17 protein-coding genes are annotated in these 18,610 nt (G+C 45.7%); 10 read left to right on the top strand and 7 right to left on the bottom strand.

Annotated elements, in window-relative coordinates:
- The first annotated feature begins 228 nt into the window (after positions 1–228).
- Positions 229–354 carry a hypothetical protein gene (locus BMW65_RS24705; protein WP_262497337.1) on the top strand — a complete coding sequence of 42 codons (126 nt, stop codon included), beginning with the start codon at positions 229–231 and terminating at the stop codon, positions 352–354.
- A gap of 611 nt (positions 355–965) precedes the next feature.
- On the opposite strand, the gene BMW65_RS24270 is transcribed toward BMW65_RS24705, so the two are convergent.
- A complete protein-coding gene (locus BMW65_RS24270; RefSeq protein WP_177181179.1) occupies positions 966–1,121 on the bottom strand; it encodes a hypothetical protein in 156 nt (51 codons plus the stop codon).
- Between the two features lie 194 nt (positions 1,122–1,315).
- On the opposite strand from BMW65_RS24270, the gene BMW65_RS17050 reads away from it, so the two are divergent.
- The 4 genes from BMW65_RS17050 to BMW65_RS17065 all read left to right on the top strand — a co-directional run bounded on the left by BMW65_RS17050 (position 1,316) and on the right by BMW65_RS17065 (position 6,474).
- The gene (locus BMW65_RS17050; protein ID WP_177181180.1) at positions 1,316–2,407 is read left to right on the top strand and encodes a DUF4221 family protein; all 1,092 of its coding nucleotides are present in this window, start codon (positions 1,316–1,318) and stop codon (positions 2,405–2,407) included.
- 94 nt (positions 2,408–2,501) lie between these two features.
- Complete coding sequence (locus BMW65_RS17055; protein ID WP_177181181.1) at positions 2,502–2,837, top strand: hypothetical protein; 336 nt, start codon at positions 2,502–2,504, stop codon at positions 2,835–2,837.
- 15 nt (positions 2,838–2,852) lie between these two features.
- On the top strand, positions 2,853–3,770 hold the full coding sequence (locus BMW65_RS17060) for a GLPGLI family protein (protein WP_177181182.1): 918 nt from the start codon (positions 2,853–2,855) through the stop codon (positions 3,768–3,770).
- 64 nt (positions 3,771–3,834) lie between these two features.
- Positions 3,835–6,474, top strand: a complete 2,640-nt coding sequence (locus tag BMW65_RS17065) for a carboxypeptidase-like regulatory domain-containing protein (protein WP_177181183.1) — start codon at positions 3,835–3,837, stop codon at positions 6,472–6,474.
- A gap of 33 nt (positions 6,475–6,507) precedes the next feature.
- On the opposite strand, the gene msrA is transcribed toward BMW65_RS17065, so the two are convergent.
- The 6 genes from msrA to BMW65_RS17095 form a co-directional block, all read right to left on the bottom strand.
- Positions 6,508–7,155 carry a peptide-methionine (S)-S-oxide reductase MsrA gene (msrA, locus tag BMW65_RS17070; RefSeq protein ID WP_090607193.1) on the bottom strand — a complete coding sequence of 216 codons (648 nt, stop codon included), beginning with the start codon at positions 7,153–7,155 and terminating at the stop codon, positions 6,508–6,510.
- Between the two features lie 98 nt (positions 7,156–7,253).
- Positions 7,254–8,252, bottom strand: coding sequence for an alcohol dehydrogenase catalytic domain-containing protein (locus BMW65_RS17075; RefSeq protein ID WP_090607195.1), 999 nt, complete (start codon positions 8,250–8,252; stop codon positions 7,254–7,256).
- Between the two features lie 145 nt (positions 8,253–8,397).
- Positions 8,398–9,006, bottom strand: a complete 609-nt coding sequence (locus BMW65_RS17080; protein WP_090607196.1) for a superoxide dismutase — start codon at positions 9,004–9,006, stop codon at positions 8,398–8,400.
- A gap of 94 nt (positions 9,007–9,100) precedes the next feature.
- A complete protein-coding gene (locus BMW65_RS17085) occupies positions 9,101–9,574 on the bottom strand; it encodes a nucleoside deaminase (RefSeq protein ID WP_090607198.1) in 474 nt (157 codons plus the stop codon).
- A gap of 7 nt (positions 9,575–9,581) precedes the next feature.
- Positions 9,582–9,920, bottom strand: a complete 339-nt coding sequence (locus BMW65_RS17090; protein ID WP_090607200.1) for a tRNA-binding protein — start codon at positions 9,918–9,920, stop codon at positions 9,582–9,584.
- A 5-nt stretch (positions 9,921–9,925) separates the two neighbouring features.
- Positions 9,926–10,141 (bottom strand): hypothetical protein, encoded by a 216-nt coding sequence (locus tag BMW65_RS17095; protein WP_090607201.1) that lies wholly within the window; start codon positions 10,139–10,141, stop codon positions 9,926–9,928.
- Positions 10,142–10,292: 151 nt separating this feature from the next.
- On the opposite strand from BMW65_RS17095, the gene BMW65_RS17100 reads away from it, so the two are divergent.
- From BMW65_RS17100 to BMW65_RS17120, 5 genes are all read left to right on the top strand, one after another.
- Positions 10,293–10,889 carry a porin family protein gene (locus BMW65_RS17100; protein WP_090607346.1) on the top strand — a complete coding sequence of 199 codons (597 nt, stop codon included), beginning with the start codon at positions 10,293–10,295 and terminating at the stop codon, positions 10,887–10,889.
- Between the two features lie 173 nt (positions 10,890–11,062).
- On the top strand, positions 11,063–11,836 hold the full coding sequence (locus BMW65_RS17105) for a succinate dehydrogenase cytochrome b subunit (RefSeq protein ID WP_090607203.1): 774 nt from the start codon (positions 11,063–11,065) through the stop codon (positions 11,834–11,836).
- A 61-nt stretch (positions 11,837–11,897) separates the two neighbouring features.
- Positions 11,898–13,829 (top strand): fumarate reductase/succinate dehydrogenase flavoprotein subunit, encoded by a 1,932-nt coding sequence (locus BMW65_RS17110; protein WP_090607204.1) that lies wholly within the window; start codon positions 11,898–11,900, stop codon positions 13,827–13,829.
- A gap of 103 nt (positions 13,830–13,932) precedes the next feature.
- On the top strand, positions 13,933–14,703 hold the full coding sequence (locus BMW65_RS17115; protein WP_218145443.1) for a succinate dehydrogenase/fumarate reductase iron-sulfur subunit: 771 nt from the start codon (positions 13,933–13,935) through the stop codon (positions 14,701–14,703).
- Between the two features lie 138 nt (positions 14,704–14,841).
- Positions 14,842–18,609 carry a sensor histidine kinase gene (locus BMW65_RS17120; RefSeq protein ID WP_177181184.1) on the top strand — a complete coding sequence of 1,256 codons (3,768 nt, stop codon included), beginning with the start codon at positions 14,842–14,844 and terminating at the stop codon, positions 18,607–18,609.
- Position 18,610 lies beyond the last annotated feature (1 nt).

Below are 18,610 nucleotides of genomic sequence, written 5' to 3' on the forward strand. Positions count from 1 at the left end.
TTTCGCTTTTCAGCAGCTGATTCACATCCAGCAGACCGATCAGGTGGATACGCACCAGGGTTGCCTGGGGGTGGGCAGAATCCGGCTTACTCCCTTTTTATTTATCCGGTCACTAGTGAAATTGTATCTATATTGAAAAGATATTTTTGCACAGATTTGCATTGAACAATACATTTCGAGATGAAAATCATCCTGATAACAGGAGCAAGCTGAGGAATTGGATCTGCCATGGCACTATTCGCGGCTAAGGAAGGATACGTCGTCGCTGAAACTACCGCAATGATAAAGCTGCCGCCGATGCGGTATTTTCACAAGCTACCGGGAATGTCTATGCTTCCCATCCATGCTGGATAGTGGCGAATCGAATCCGGATCGGCTAAAGGATAGTATATTAATATAAATATAACGAGGTGGTCCATGAACAAATTGCCCTGCTGTTCAGACAGCACGGAATAGCGCCGTTACTGACGGATTATATTTTTTACAAAGGGTAGGGCAAACTTCACCTACATGAAGGTCGTATAGGGCCTCATATATATTTCTTCAGACAACCAATATCTATAGCTCACATCCAGCACTCCATAACTCAGTATGAAACCAACTTCAATTCGCCACTTTTTTCTTAAAAAATTTGCATTTACCAACACAAATCCATAAATTTACTCAACGTTTATACAAAAAAACACATCAACACAAATAAATAACACCAGTTATTCCATACAAAACATCACAAAAACCAATAAATAATACTTAATAGTCATGAAAATCAAATATTTATATGGATTCACTTGAAATATAACAATATCATGGAATTAAATTTATTATTTTTCACATATTTATAGTATATTTAACCTAACACATATCATGAAATCACCTATTCAAAGAAAAAAAAGAGGCCTACTTTGTTTGTTGGTTGGCATCGCGTTAGCAACCCTCCCAATAGCTTATTTGAGCGCACAAGATTATTATGCTTGCATACCCGGAAGCAGCGGTTGGTGTGTTCCGGCATATTTCCCTAACGATGGAATGATGTGCACAAGTGGCCCTTTCCACAATTGCTCGGGAGACGTCAGTACACCGATATATCCCGAATAATATAAGGAAATTAATCCAATTTCCATTGTTTAGCCAAAGGGGCACTTATTAGAATCAGCCGAGGAATGGGAAGCGAAAATTAGGTTTTCTTCCTATTCCTTTTCATTGAATTTAGCACGCCTGAAAGTACTGGCAATACGATCTACTTCAAGATACGCCATTCTTCCGTCATATTCTCATATCAAATGAAATGTCATCCCTTGACAAAAAGATCTATACTATGTTAAAATACCAATTGTTATTGCTATGGCCTTTCCTATTAAGCCAACTATCGATTCCCACTTCCGCTCAACAGCTTGTTAAAAAGAATAGTTATACCTTTTATTTGCCTAAATCAAGTGGGTTCCAACCAAACGCTTCCGCTGTTGATCTCCAGCGCGGTGAATATCTGCGGACAATCAGCTTACCAAGGCCGAGCTTAGAAATTTATAATTTAAACGATGGGAAATTAAAACAACGCATTCCGGTACAGGCTCAAAAACTAGGTGCGTTTGTCAGGGTTTCGGACGATAGGCTGTGGATTTTTGATAGCTATAAAAGAAGATACCTTTTTGTGGATAGCAGCGGAACTATCATAAAAGCTGTGGATGAAATGGATAAGGAGTACGATGGTGAACTAGCCGCGACCTATCCTGATTGGCAATTCAATCCACTAACATTCTATGATGGCAGAATATACTGTGTTTCCGCGCTTTTTATCTATGATCAAAAGGTTGAACCTAGGTCGTCCCGATTCCAAAACCAAGGGATGGTACGCGTTTTTGACACTCGATCCAATCACGTATCGTGGGCCGCTACTAATACCATTAAAAGCCTAAAGCACAATTTTGGGTATATCAATCGGTACAGCTATGCACGGGCAAAAGACCACTTGGTCATCTCGCCTGCGTTTTCCACCGAACTGTTGGTACTCAATCTCAAAAACAACTATCATTTTTATCCAGACATCAAAGACACGTTATATAACGAGTTAATTCAGCCTATCGCAAGCTGGAAAAAATATATCTCATTAAAGGACCCCGCAATCTTGAAGCACTATTATACCAATGCGCAATTTGTTGGTATTATGTACGACCATTTCCGGGATCGATATTACCGCTTTCTTATCTTACCTAAAAATCGCGCCGGCCAACACGAAACTAAACTGATTGTTCTCGATAAGTACTTGGAGCGGTTGTCGACCCATACGATACCGATGCGATATCGATTGGATGGAGCGTTTATCGATGAACATGGTTTGAACTTACTGGATTATGATAAGTATTTGAACAATTATGACCAACTCGTATTTGACACACTCTTATTTGAATGAAATGCGGACATCAATTTTAGTATTAGTATTGGCTTTCAGCTTGGTGGCATGCGAAAACAACGGTTCGATTAGTACAGAGAATACCTTAAAAATTGTGAGAACAAGTTTTGAAAGCTTTTTAGAAGATAACGGCAAGTCTAAATCCGATTATACCCGCATTTTGGTGATCCCAAACGCAGGCTGCACCGGCTGTATTTCCAGAGCCGAATCCTTTTTCCTGGAACAGTATAATGACCAGAAAATTCTCTTTATCTTTACCTTGATATCGGATATCAAGCTATTCGAATCGGGCCGTATAGGCCCTTACATCAGCAATGACAATGTGATTGTTGACCAACGGGGTCAATTGCCTAAACTAGGCTTTCATTCACAATACCCCTGTGTCCTGAAAGGTGAAGACAACGAATATATTGCCCTAGTTCCGTTTTGACGAAAATCTATGATCATGACTAAACGTACGACCTCAGCATTCATGCTACTGCACAAATGTTGCCTGTTAGTGGAAATAATTGTCTTATGTACATCGAATGTCCCTGTGTCTGCACAATCTATCCCAGCGGATTCCATCTTATACCAGGTCTATTATGAACTAAACCATATTACGAATAAAGACCAGCCAGATTTTATATTAAAAGACCGCATGCTGTTGCTCGTGGGGCAACGGGCGAGTCGATACACAAGCTATGACAAACTATGCTTTGGTGCCGAATACCAGCAACGAGTGACGGAGGAGCAAAGCAACGCTAAAATTGGCGATGAACCGTTTAGGATAAAGCTCCCGCAAAGTCAGTGTACACTCGATGAATATTTTCTTGATCATCGCGCCCAAACCTGTTACGTCGTCGACTACCTACAAGGTGTCTATTTGTATAATAGCGATTATCCTACTCAAAATTGGACAATATCCGATGAAAGCAAGGAGATATTGGGACTACCGTGCCTGAAAGCGACAACAACATTCGGTGGGCGGGATTGGGTAGCTTGGTATACGCCCAAAATCCCGTTGCAATCCGGCCCCTGGCTGCTGCATGGACTGCCGGGCCTGATTGTCGAAGCCAATGACCTTAGCAGGGAGGTCGTGTTCTCCTTGCAAGCTATTGAGCACCATACGGCTGAAGCCGTTACAAATGATCCGGCTCTGGCTTTGTATGTCGGCGCCACCATCCAATTGCCGACCGATATTGCCATACCCACACAACGAAAAAATTTCGAGCGAATGAAACAAAAAGCGTTAGCCAGCCCGAGGGCATTTCTCTCATCGTTACCAGAAAACTGGTTTAAGTTTGTTGATTACAAAACTTTTTTCGGCATGTTATGGATATCCAGACCACCGATCACCAATCCAATCGCTTTGATAGACTAGCACACAATCCATGTTCAGCCGGATCATGTCTGCTTACTTGTTACAACTAGTCACCGTACAGGTTATGTTACTAGTGTCGCTGTCCATATCTGCCACCGCGCAACAAATCTCGTTAGCAGGCACGGTTAGCGATGAGCAGGGAGTCCCCGTTCCGCTGGCCAACGTACTCATCAAGCAACGGAAAAACGAAAAACTCCTTTACTTCAAAGCAACGGATAACAATGGCGCTTTTGTCCTGAATCTACCTAGTGAAACCATACTTACCTACTTCTATTTGGAGGTTACCCACGTATCCTATCGTACGATAAAAATTGAACTCGAAAAAGGCAAGAATTTTTACGAAATCAGGCTGAGCCGGCAGCGTGTTCACTTAGATGAGGTATCCGTAGGTATAAAGCCGCGCATTAACGCTTCGGGCGATACCATCCGCTATGACGTCAACTCTTTCGCCACCCAGCTCGACCGTAGTGTAGGAGATGCCTTAAAACGTATGCCGGGCTTCGAGGTCGAACAAAACGGGCGTATTCTTTACCAAGGGCAGGCTATTTCGCACCTGTACATCGATGGCGACGATTTATTGGAAGGGAAGTACGGAATCGGTACCCGGGCAATACCGCATGCTATCGTACAGGGGGTGGAAGTCTATAAAAATCATCAAGACATCAAAGTGCTCCAAGACCGGGTTGTGTCGCGCGACATTACAATTAACCTGGTCATAGCGGATAAAGCGAAGATGCGGCTAAATGGCGAAGCAAAATTGGGTGGGGGATGGCCTGAACAATATGTTAGCGAATTAAACGCCATCGTATTCAATGACAAAATCAAGATGCTGGATGCGCTTAAGGGTAACAATGCGGGCATCGACATTAGGGAAGACCTTCAAGACCTGACAGGCCAAGCGGCTACGAATCTCGAACGCCATAGCCAGCCATTGCTGTCTTCCGGCACTGCCGGCGCGCCCAACCTCCCCAAAGCCCGGCACTACCTGAATAACAGCGTGGGCTTATTTGCGCACCACCTGGTAACTCTGGACGCTGATTGGCAAGTCCGTGCGAACATAGACCTTTTTGCCGACCGGAACAAACTCATATACGACAATCAAAACATGATTTTCGGCGAAATGGATTCAATTTCTTTTACCGAACAACTGTATCGGGTCAACAAGCCGTTTTTAACCGAGGGAAGCTTACGTGTACATAAAAACACCAAAAAGACTTACCTGAATAATTTGCTGAAATTCAATTATTCCAGAGACTACTCAGCAGCAGAACTTAGTGGTGATGAGCAGTTGATTGACCAACGTTTAAAACAACAGCAGTGGTTCTTTGACAATCATTTCCAATACTTCCCCATGTTGAAGGGCAAGGACGTGCTGAAGTTTTCGGGAAGGGTTGCAACCAATAAGGCTCCCGAGCAACTGGTGTTGGCTTCTCCGCAGAAGCCGATTGTTGACGTCCCTTCGATGTCCTTATCATGGCTGCGACAACGGGTCACCACGAGAACGACCCATGCCGAACTAAATATCGAATACTTATTGAAACCTACGTGGTTTTCCCACCGCTACAATTTGCAGGCATTTAGCGAATGGCAGTCTTTGCACTCTTCACTGAACCCAATCGAAGGTGAACAGGTTCTTGACGAAATAACTACTGGAAATGCCTTGCAATGGCGAAGGTCATATGCACTCCTAGGAAGCACATATGAGATCAAACGAAGTAATTTCACGCTTTCTGCTACCTTACCCCTGCGTTTGCAGCAAATCAGCTACGATGATGCGCAGTTTGCGTTGAATCGCGGACAGGTCGACTGGTTATTTGATCCATCACTCGAGATAAGCAAAAAAATAGGGCAACAACATGAAGTGGCGGGACACTACGGCTATAGCAACACGTTTGGTAACATGCAAAATATCTATCAGGGTGCCATCATGACCAACTACCGGACACTGCTTGCCAACGACACGGTATTGCAGCGAAACCGTGGCCACCATGCAGGTTTTGCGGTTAAGCTGGCAAACGCTCCGGATATGCTATTTGTTAATCTGGGGTATGACTACGCTCATGTAGCGTCCAATGTGATGATGTCTTATCAGGTCACCGAACAATTGACAAGTGTGGTGGCACTTCCGCTCACCAATAGACAAACCCAGCACAACGCCGTCGCAGGTATCAGTAAATTTTTGTTTTTCTTGGGCGTTAAATCGGGTATAACAGCCAAATGGTCATTAACAAACGACAACCAACTTGTCAACGATGCGCTGCTACCCTACCGGAATCGCATGTTTTCGTTGAGCCCTGATTTGAATGCAAAGCTCCTCGGGCGTATAAACGTAGCGTACATAGGTAATTGGTCTTGGCTACACAATGAACCCCGGCAGCGGGGGCTCCCTTTTTCACAGCGATTAGTAACGTTCAGCCAGTCCGTCCAACTCTACTATTCTCCATCAGCAATGTTGGATATCGGGCTTAAAGGCCAGCAGTTATACACCAAACAAAGAGAACAGGCCAACTACAATTATTTTTTCATGGATGCCAATGCTCGTTATAAAATCCCAACGTGGCGGATAGTGCTTGAATTTGACCTTTTCAATATCGCAAACATCAAGACATTTGAGTACATCGCGTTGACAACGAACTCACGGCATAATAATCGCTATCAAATCCGTGGCCGTATGGCACTCGTCAAGGCAGCCTTTACATTTTGACGCCCGTAAAAAGGCTGGCATACAGCACAATGCTCATTGCTTAAGCCGCTCTTTGAATACTTTTTTAAACTTCTCCAACTTAGGCACGATGACGTATTGGCAATAGGCTTGATTGGGATTTAGGTTAAAATAATTCTGGTGATAATCCTCGGCTATGTAAAAGGCTGTATAGGGTTCCAAGGTCGTTACGATCGGCTGATTATACACCTTCTCTTCATTCAACCGCCGGATGTAGTATTCAGCTTTTTCTCGCTCTCCTTCATCATGGTAGAAAATGGCTGAACGGTATTGTGGGCCGATATCATTGCCCTGCCTGTTGAGTTGTGTCGGATCATGGGCGATAAAAAATGCTTCGAGCAATTCATCATAGGTAATGACATCCGGCCGATAAATCACATTGACAGCTTCCGCATGGCCCGTCCTCCCTGTCGTAACCTGCTTATAGGAAGGGTTGGCTACCGACCCGCCTGTATAACCTGAAATCACCGTATCAACCCCTGCTAATTGCTGGAATTGCGCTTCCGTGCACCAAAAACATCCGCCCGCGAATGTGGCCGTATCCACCGCTCCACCTGCATTCCCGCCGATCGGCCGGACATAGGCTTGGGAAGTATGGGTACCTGTAGACTGTAGGCAGGCCACATACAATATGGCACTACTAAGAAAGAATAATATCTTCATTTTGAATTTCCTTCACTACAAAAGTACAAAGGCTATTGGCTTTTTCACGAATAATCCCCAAAATACACCAAACTAGGTATTTTCTCCATAGCAAAGAATTACTCCAGCTTTAACACAATTTTCCCAAACTGTGTTGAACCGCTCATTTTCTGTAACGCATGCTGCGCTTCCTGCACGGAGTGGATGCTATCAATAACCGGTTTGATGCGATGGTTTTTAACGAACGCCAGCATATCGTGGAAGTCGGCGGGCGATCCCATGGTCGTACCCAATAAGGACAGCTGCTTCCAAAATAGCTTGCGTCCATTGAGTTCGGGAATATTGCCTGCCGTGCCACCGAAAAAAACAATGCGTCCTCCGGGATTGGCCAAATCAAGGTGATGGGCAAACCCTTCGCCCAAGGCGCTATCGATGATGATATCAAAGCCCCCTGCTTTTTCTACAAGCTGCTGGGCCCAATTGCCATCAGTATACAGCGCTCCCCCTCTGGCGCCTAATGCAACGGCTTGCTCGATCTTTGGTACCTTGCTGGATGTCACATACACCTCCGAACCGGCATACAATGCCAATTGCAAAGCCAACGTGGCTACACCTCCTCCCGCTCCCGCCACCAATACCTTATCTCCGGCTTTCAGATGTGCACGGGTAAAAAGTGCACGGTATGCCGTAAGACCGCCAAGGGGCAACGCCGCAGCCTCCTCAAAGGAAAGATGCGATGGCTTTTCATATAGATTGGCGACTGGCACACGTACGTATTGCGCAAATGTACCATCTTGGGGCAACCCCAAGATATGAAATGTCTTTTCTTGAAACGACCCGTGCTCGCCCCACGCAATCGAGGGGTTGATGACCACCGCCCTGCCTACCCACGCCTGATCGGCTTCCTCTTCTACCGTTTCAACGACGCCCGCTCCATCCGAACCCAGTATGATGGGAAATTTTAACCCCGCATATTGGCCCTGCTGTATCCACCAATCCCGCCTGTTGAATGCAGCGGCTCTGATACGTACCAACGCCTCTCCTTTTTCCAGCTTGGGAATGGGCACTTCTTTTAATACCAATGGTTCTTTGACTCCATTCAGAACGATTGCTTTCATTAGTTGAGATTTGAGACACCAGATGCCAGCAAAAAAGCGGCTTATGCATATACATATGGCCGCTTTTTTGCTAATATTGCCCCGCACTACAGCTGCTACATCTCGTCATGTCTGCCGTAGTCACCGGACATGTGATATTCAGCTTTTATTTCGCATCTGCGTAGCGCTTGGCTACTGCATTCCAGTCGATGACATTGAAAATAGCCTCCAAATAGGCGGGGCGCTTATTTTGATAATTCAGGTAATAAGCATGTTCCCACACATCAATACCCAATATCGGCGTGCCCTTCACCTCGGCGATATCAAACAATGGGTTATCCTGATTGGCAGTGGAGGTTACCTGCAATTTGCCGGAACCATCTACCACTAACCAAGCCCAGCCCGAGCCGAAACGGGTGGCACCAGCTTCCTGCAATTTCTTTTTCAGTTCGTCAAATGAACCGAAAGCTTCATCGATAGCGGCCGCCAAATCGCCGGTGGGGGCTCCCCCGCCATTCGACGACAGGATGGTCCAAAATAAAGAGTGGTTATAGTGCCCACCTCCATTGTTGCGTACCGCAGCGGGATATTTTGAAATGGTTGCACAGATTTCTTCAATGGAAAGGTTTTCCGCATCCGTGCCCGCAATGGCTTTATTCAAATTGTCTACATAAGCTTGGTGGTGTTTACCATGATGGATTTCCATGGTTTCCTTATCGATATGAGGTTCCAATGCATCGGTGGCGTAAGGTAACGCCGGTAATTCAAAAGCCATAATATGTATTGTTTTAAATTAAAAATTAGTTAATGTGTTGGACAAATATAACGATTATCAACCCAATTTTGTTTACCGAAATATTAACGCTTGATTACTTATTCCGTTTATTACGGAAAAATGACGTTACAAGTGCTGCGCATTCGTTTTCCAAAACGCCGCTTATCACTGTTGTTTTGGGGTGTAATAAGTCATTACCATGAATTGAAAATCCCCTTTTTCGATCGTTCGCTCCAAAAACGATACGGGTAATCTGCGTCCAGTAGGCCGCCCCTGCGCACATCACACAAGGCTCGATGGTCACATACAATGTACAATCTTGCAAATATTTCCCACCAATGTAATTGGCTGCTGCCGTAAAGGCTTGCATCTCTGCATGCGCGGTGACATCATTCAACCGCTCCGTCAGATTATGCCCGCGTCCGATGATTTTTCCGTTGCATACAATCACGGCGCCGATGGGCACTTCGTCCTGATCCAGGGCCTTCTGTGCCTCTTTTAATGCTTCTTTCATGTAGATCTCGTCAGAGACGGCGTCGCTCGCATCTTCAAAGTTGATGTATTTCATTTGATAGTTAAATCAACTTGGTTCCATTGGGTACCCGGCGCTCGATGGCACTGAGTACAATATCACCGTTTTCATCGGCAAAGCCGGTAATCAAACATTCTGACATAAAATCAGCAATCTGCTTCTTCGGAAAATTGACCACGCCGATTATTTGCTTGCCAATCAATTCGTCTTTGCTGTAATGTTTCGTAATTTGTGCGCTGCTTTGGCGGACACCTATCACCTCGCCAAAATCAACGCGAAGTTTGTAAGCTGGTTTCCTTGCTTTTGGAAAATCTGCAACATCGATGATAGTACCCACACGCAGCTCCACTTTCTCAAAGTCCTGCCAAGCTATTTCTTCCATAATGCTTATAACCGATTGCTTTTCAAATCCGCTAAGCCTTTCTGAAGGGTGAACAACACATAATCCCGATTGCGCCGCACGCGGTTGGCCAACCGATTGACTAACTCATCCTCTTTGCCTTCTTCGAAAGCCAGGTCTTCATCAGATAGGTGATTGTATTTACGAAGGAATTTTTTCTTCAATACGTCCCATTCTTCCCGTGTTATTTTGATAGCTGCCATATCTTAGTTGTTTTTCCCACAAAAGTAGGGATTCCGTCTGTCCTGACCAAGTTTGTTATGTACGAATCATTTTCGGCTTGAATTTTGCTAACCTTCATTTCAGTCAGGTGATTTAAGAATTGCCTTGATATGAACTAAAATGATTGAAGTTATGAAAAAGTGTTTTATTCTTGTTTTCTTTTTGACATCGACAATTTTGGGTGCTAACGCGCAATTGCTGCCAAGTGTCCAATTTGGTCTTAAGGCAGGGCTCAATTTCTCGAGCCTGAAGTCGGAAGACGGCGGTTGGCTGGACGCAAGCACACGTACGGGTTACCAAGCCGGTATTTGGGCACGGATTGGTGGTGCCGGCGTGCATTTCCAACCGGAGCTTTACGTCACGGGCAAAAGTTCGGAAGCCAAATTGGTAGGCACGGACGAAGAGGGCAAAGTAACGTTTACTTCGTTGGATTTGCCGCTATTATTGGGCACGCGCATTGGCTTGGGCCCTGTTGGGCTACGTATTCATGCCGGCCCGGTGGTTTCGTTTGTCGTGGATAAAAGTATTGGTGAATCATTGGGACAAGTGACCGAATTCAGCGAGTATAAAAACCAGGCTTGGGCAGTCACGGGAGGCTTAGGGCTCGATATCAGCAACTTCCGCGCAGACTTGCGCTATGAGCATGGGCTAAGCGAACTGAGCAAAAATGACGCCGCTCCCCAAAAGCTCAACCTTTGGACTATCGGAATTGGATACCGCTTGTTCTGACGAACAGAAAAGTATCCCATTACTCCATCTACGCCATGCCGATAAACGGCATGGCATTTTATTATCCAGCCAAAACTTAGAACAGTTCTAAATTACCGATTTTCCTTGTTTGTTTTCACCGATATTAAATCTATTGGTAGATTTGCTTACCAAATTTAAAATAATCGAGGAGAATGAGTAAGTCCAAACATCTGCTTTCTTCATCACTGGGGAAGAAGTTGATAATGAGTTTAACAGGTCTGTTTTTGTGTACGTTCTTAATTGTCCATTTGATTGGTAATTTACAGCTATTTTACCATGATCAGGGCAAGGCTTTCAATGACTATGCTTATTTCATGACCCATTTCACACCTATCAAGGCCGTCTCCTATTTATTGTATGCTTCGATTATCATACATGCGATTTACGCCCTGATACTGACCATCCACAACCGGAAATCACGTCCTGTGCGATACGCCATGACCAACGGCGCTGCAAACAGTGCCTGGAACTCACGCAACATGGGAATACTCGGCACGGTATTGCTGGTATTCATCGTGACACACATGAGCAACTTCTGGTGGAAATACCATAATGATGATGTGCCTTACATCGAATACCGTACCGACTTGTCCACGCAGGAAACGACAGCCACCGAATTGACTGCCGACGGATTCAGCGAATATACCAAATATACGGACAACGGCGTCGAAATCACCAAAGCAAGGGATTTATACCGGCAAGTCCAGTTTGCTTTTAAAAACTGGGGGTTGGTGGCATTATATGTAATCTCAATGGCGGCCCTTTCGTTCCACCTCATCCACGGATTCAAAAGTGCATTCCAGACATTGGGCTTTGACCATAAGCGGTATGCCCCCCTTATCCGGTTTGTCGGTATCTGGTTTTTCGGGATAGCCATTCCCATCGGGTTTGCAGCTATGCCCATTTATTTTTATTTTTTCAGCTAAGCTATTTACGACGCTGCCGCGCTTTCGCGGAAGCTTCATGATACAACAGAGATTTATTTGTATGTTAGATTCAAAAGTACCAGCAGGGCCGTTGGCCGAAAAGTGGTCGAAACATAAGTTTAACCTCAAATTGGTCAACCCTGCCAATAAGCGGAAATACACCATCATCGTGGTAGGTACCGGATTGGCCGGATCTTCCGCCGCCGCATCCCTTGCCGAATTGGGCTACAACGTCAAGGCGTTTTGCTATCAGGATAGCCCAAGGCGCGCACACTCCATTGCTGCCCAAGGGGGGATCAACGCTGCCAAAAACTATCAAAATGATGGTGACAGTGTATTTCGGCTGTTCTATGATACCATCAAAGGGGGCGATTACCGCGCTCGCGAAGCCAACGTGCACCGCCTTGCCGAAGTATCGGTAAACATCATTGACCAGTGTGTTGCGCAAGGGGTCCCATTTGCGAGGGAATATGGAGGCTTGCTGGATAACCGTTCATTCGGTGGTGCACAGGTATCCCGTACATTTTATGCCCGTGGGCAGACGGGGCAACAACTGCTACTTGGTGCCTATTCGGCATTGAACCGCCAAATCAACAATGGTAAGGTGAAAATGTACAACCGGCATGAAATGCTGGATCTGGTGACCATTGATGGGCATGCCCGGGGCATCATCACCCGCAATATGGTAACCGGCGCCATCGAATCCCATGAAGGCCATGCCGTGCTGCTTTGCACAGGTGGCTACGGCAACGTCTTCTTCCTTTCTACCAATGCCATGGGCTGTAACGTTACCGCCGCTTGGCGCGCGCACAAACGGGGTGCTTTCTTCGGCAATCCGTGCTACACGCAAATACACCCTACGTGTATTCCCGTAACGGGCGACCACCAGTCAAAACTGACGCTGATGTCCGAATCGCTCCGCAATGACGGGCGTGTATGGGTACCGAAGACCGTTGAGCTGGCGCAGAAGCTGCGCAAGGGAGAGCTAAAAATATCCGATATCAAGGAAGCAGATCGCGACTATTATCTGGAACGCAAATACCCTTCATTTGGCAACTTGGTGCCGCGCGATGTGGCATCACGCAACGCCAAGGAGGTCGTAGATGAAGGCCGCGGGGTCGGTGCCTCCGGTATTGCCGTATTCCTCGATTTCGAAGATGCCATCAAACGGCTGGGCGAAGACGCAGTACGGGCCAAGTACGGCAACCTCTTCGACATGTATTATCAAATCACGGACGAAAATCCCTATAAGCAACCCATGCGCATCTACCCTGCGGTACACTATACCATGGGCGGTCTTTGGGTTGATTACAACTTGATGACTACGGTACCCGGGTTATATGCATTAGGTGAGTGCAACTTCTCTGACCATGGTGCCAACCGCTTGGGTGCGTCAGCGCTGATGCAGGGACTTGCCGATGGGTATTTCGTGATTCCTTATACCGTAGGCGATTACCTTGCCGGACTGGGCTTCGACCCGGTAGACAAAAACCACCCCAACTTTGAAAAGACGCGCAAGCAGGTGGAAGACAACGTGCATAAGCTGCTTTCCCTTAAGGGAAGCAAAACAGTGGATGATATCCATAAAAAACTCGGCCACATCATGTGGGAGTACTGCGGTATGGCGCGTAATGAAGCCGGGCTGATAAAAGCCAAAGGGCTTATCCAAGCGCTTAAGAAAGAGTTTTGGAGCGACGTGACCGTACTGGGTGAGAATGAGGAAATGAACCAATCGCTTGAAAAAGCTGGCCGTGTGGCCGATTTCCTGGAATTGGGTGAACTGATGGTGGACGATGCGCTTAACCGCCGTGAATCCTGCGGCGGGCATTTCCGCGAAGAAAGCCAAACGGATGAGGGCGAGGCTAAGCGTGACGACGAAAATTTCCGTTATGTGGCCGCCTGGGAGTATCAGGGTGAAGATCAGCCCGAAACGCTCCACAAGGAAGCGTTGGAATTTGAAAACGTGAAATTGACACAACGGAGCTATAAGTAATTTTAGATTGTAGATTTTAGATTGCTGACTTTGGTCGATACAAATCAGCGGATTTACGCAACATCGTAAATCATATAGCTAACATCGTAAATGGAATATAATCATGAGTGGAAACATGAACCTGACGTTGAAAGTATGGCGTCAAAAGAATGACAAAACCAGGGGTAAATTCATCACCTATCAGGCCAACGGCATATCACCGGATATGTCTTTTTTGGAGATGCTGGATGTTGTCAATGAAGGACTGGTACGTAAGGGCGAGGATCCCATCCACTTTGACCATGATTGCCGGGAAGGCATTTGCGGTATGTGCTCGCTGCATATCAATGGGAGACCGCACGGCCCGAAACAAGGCACGACTACCTGCCAATTACACATGCGCAGCTTCCATGATGGGCAGACCATCGTCATTGAGCCCTGGCGCGCTGCTGCATTTCCTGTAATTAAAGATCTCGCGGTAGATCGTACGGCATTTGATCGCATCCAACAGGCTGGTGGATACGTCAATGTAAACACCGGCGGTGTACCGGATGCCAACGGGATTCCTATTCCCAAAGTGGTGGCTGACGAAGCATTTGAATCCGCAACATGCATTGGTTGCGGCGCCTGCGTGGCGGCATGCAAAAATGCATCGGCCATGTTGTTCGTATCGGCCAAGATTTCGCAATACGCATTGCTACCCCAAGGACAAACCGAGCGCTACAGCCGAGCACAGGCTATGGTGGCCCAAATGGATACCGAAGGGTTCGGCAGCTGCACCAATACCGGTGCATGCGAAGCAGAATGCCCAGTAGGTATCAAGCTGACGAATATTGCCCGGATGAACCGCGAGTATCTCACAGCTAAACTTTTTAAAGAAGAGGAAGCCCACTGATATAAATACGGCCCATCTTCTTCTAATGTACCTCTCACAATGGCACAATTGTGGGAGGTTTTTTTTATTATCCGGTGCGGAAGCACCCCCGGTATCGGGGATATTTTCTATTTTTACGTGGGAATCATCGTGTAACTCGTGAGTACAGTTGTCAAAATAAGGTTGTTGTTGATGGTGTTGACGTTATGCTTCATAGGCACGGCCATCACCATTAACCTCACGTTCAATGACGAAGAAGTCCTTCTCCTCGATGCTCACACACTCCAAAGCAACCTGCACAAAAAGGAGCAAATCGTTTACAATTTCCTTAATGACACAGCTCTTTTCGAAGCGCTTAAAACATTGGACACGGACGTTAAGCATACCGAGTATATGCTCAACTACCTCGTCAACAAGCATGAAATTTACCCATTCGTTTATATAAATAATGAATTGGTGATTTGGGGGACAGATAAGTTCGTCCCCAAGACCGACGCGGGCATACGCAACGGTGTTGATATCATTAAAGCCGACAATGGCTGGTACGAATCGATTAAAAAAAACGTCGGCAATTTTTCTGCGCTATTTTTAATCCCAATCAAGTCAGATTTCCAGAAGAATAATGAATACCTACAGAATACGTTTTCGAAAGACCTCATCGAAACGAATAACCTCGAGATAGCCGAATATGCTGATCAGCTCATCTACAACATCAGAAGCGTGACGGGGGAATACCTGCTTTCCGTCAAACTCCGTGATGGGCATCACGACACGTTTTTTTCCAAACTGGAACTGGCTATGTGGATGCTTGCAGGATTTTCGGTCATCCTCTTGTTCAACATCATCTGTATCTGGCTTGCCAAACAGGGATGGGTTTGGTCTTCTGTCCTGTTCCTTGCGTGCTGTCTGGTTGGCGTCCGTTACCTGGATCTGCACTATGGCTTATTGGCTTCCCATTTTTATACTGGAATCTTTGATCCGAGGAATTTTGCTTCCAGCTTTCTTTTCCCACATTTAGGTGGCTTCCTGCTCAATATCATTGCTTTCACTTGGTTCACGGGATATTTATACACCTTCAGGTACCGACTGAAGATCCCGACCATTGGTTATTCCAAAACAGGGAGCTTTGCCATTATATTCCTATTTGGTTTGCTGATTTATTTTGTGAGCCATGCCATATCCGAAGTATTTTCTGGCCTTGTCACCAACTCAGACATTAATTTTGACGTAACGAATATCCTGAGCCTCAGCGCATATAGCTGGATAGGAATAGTTGCTTTGTGTCTGAGTATCATGTCTCTCCTCTTGCTTATCGACCTATTGGTAGAGCTTGCCCACACCCTGATTCCCGATTCGCGCAGGCTACTTTTCATTGGGGCGGCTATTGTCTTTTGCTCAGCAGGGATCTATGTTTACTTCGGTGCGCTTTCACTTGTTGATTTTCCAATAACGTTCGTTTTACTCAGCATATTAATTGGGCTACGCGCTTGGTATTTCAAACGAAAAGGCCAATTCGACTTAGCCATCTTCATCTCCACATTGCTATTACTTGCGGCAATAACAGCTATAAAACATGGCGAATTTCAGCAATATAAAAAAGAAGAAGAACAAAAGATAGCCATTTCGAAACTGGAGGCGGTGGATGATGCCAATGCGCTTTCGTTGTTCCATGATTTGGAAAAGGAAATTGTCAAAGATCCCGTTCTCATTGATTATTTCAAGCAACCGAAAGGCGAAAACCAAGAACTGCTTAATGAACATCTAAAACGTACTTATCTAAGTGGCTACCTCTCCAGGTATGAATTTGTAGCCAATGAATACGATACCAATTGGTTCCCCATCGGGGCAAGCTCTACAAGTAAACGGGAAGCTTATCGTGAAAAAGTGATATCAGGTGCCATCAAAGTATCAGAAAATTTCTATCGCGGCAATAGTCGATTCGGAAATTTTGAATATTTCGCCCAGCTTCCTGTGGAAGAAGATGGAAATCCATTAGGCACCTTGCTTATCGAACTGCAAAACCGATCATTCAGCCAATTGGCTGCATACCCCGATATTCTTGCAGACAGCAGGATAGACCAGCAACAAACAGAATTGATCACTCGGTATGCTTATGCATTTTATCGGGACGGCAACTTGGTAAGCCAGTACGGTGATTATGTGTATCCATTGTCCGGCGAGACTTATCCTACGGAACAACGCAAATATATCGCACTTGGCGACGAGGGTGGATTTGAACACATGATGTACCGTCCAAACAGCCGAACGTTGATTGTGCTCAGCCAGCGCCAGCAGAACAGTTGGATGCAATTGGCAGCGTTGTCCTTCATTTTTCTCGTTTTCTTGCTGTTCGCCATGCTGGCCTTTATTTCCCGGTGGTTGGTCTTGACGCTAAACAGCAACGACTTCAGTTTGAGGAATCTTAAATGGAGTTTCTTGATCCTCACAAATAAAGTCTTATACAGCACGCGCATCCAAACATTTATCGTCGTAGCCGTAATATTTACCTTGATTGTCGTAGGTGTCATCACTTTCTTTAGTATAAGCAGCCAGTTTAAAAAACAGCAAGAAAATGGTGTGCTGAAATATGTAGTGGATATTGCGGGAAGATACGAGTCAAGGATACTTAAGGAATCCAATACCAACCGTGGGATATCCACGGACGAGCAATTCAACATTATTGCAGAGTCCATTGCTTCTGATTTGAACCTTTACGGCACTGATGGCCAGCTGATTTATTCCACGCAGCCACGCATATATGATCTCCAATTGACATCCCGCTACATCAATCCGCAGGCATGGCTGCACATTGCACGATATCAGCGATCGGAGTTTTTGCAACACGAGCATATCGGTGGTTTAAACTTCATTGCGGCTTACGCCCCCATCAGAAACGATGAATACCAGCCGGTGGCCTTTTTGAGCTTGCCCCACTACAGCTATCAAAAAGAATTTGACCAAAACGTAGGGCTGCTGCTTAATACGCTGGTCAATATTTATGCTTTGATTATCTTGGTGCTGGGTTTATTTGCGGTATTCGTGGCCAACAAAATCACAGCTCCACTCGCACTGGTGCAACGTAGCCTTGCAAAAACCAGTATCGGCAAGCAAAACGAACCTATCTTTTGGAAAAGGCATGACGAGATTGGCAGCCTTATCAAGGAATACAACCTGATGATTGCTGCGCTGGAGCAAAGCGCCAATACCATCATGCGCTCGGAACGTGAATCTGCATGGCGGGAAATGGCCAAGCAGGTGGCCCATGAAATCAAAAACCCATTGACCCCCCTTAAATTGGGCATCCAACAATTGGAACGTTCGTGGAAAGAAAAGGATCCCCGATTTGATGAACGGTTTGCACGGTTCAGTGAATCATTCATCGAACAGATTGACAGCCTTTCACTCATTGCTTCTGAATTTTCAGAGTTTGCCAAGATGCCGGATACGCAGCTTAAAGAAGTGGATGTGCTGGATATCATCAATAAGGCAGCCGAAGTATTCAGCAATAACGTAGGTGTAAAAATACAGATTCTCAACCACTGTGGCGATGACACTATTAAAATCCAAGGAGATCGCGACCAGTTGCTGCGTTCATTCAACAATTTGATGAAAAATTCGATAGAGGCTACCATTACAAAACGCAGGTGCCATATCGATGTCATTATTGCCTACGATATGGATGGCTACGTCTTGATAGCTTTGCAGGATAATGGCCATGGAATAAGCCCCGAAGCAAGAGAAAAATTATTTCAGCCGAACTTTACGACCAAAAGCTCAGGAACCGGGCTTGGACTCGCATTTGTGAAACAGGCCGTGGAAGGAATGGGTGGAAGTATCCAATATGAAACATACGTAGGGAAAGGCACCACATTCTTTCTACGTATCCCATCCGTAAAAGCGCGGCGAAAGCAACAAAATGTCATCTAAG

Origin of the sequence: Parapedobacter koreensis (assembly GCF_900109365.1) — a bacterium.
GTDB lineage: Bacteria > Bacteroidota > Bacteroidia > Sphingobacteriales > Sphingobacteriaceae > Parapedobacter > Parapedobacter koreensis.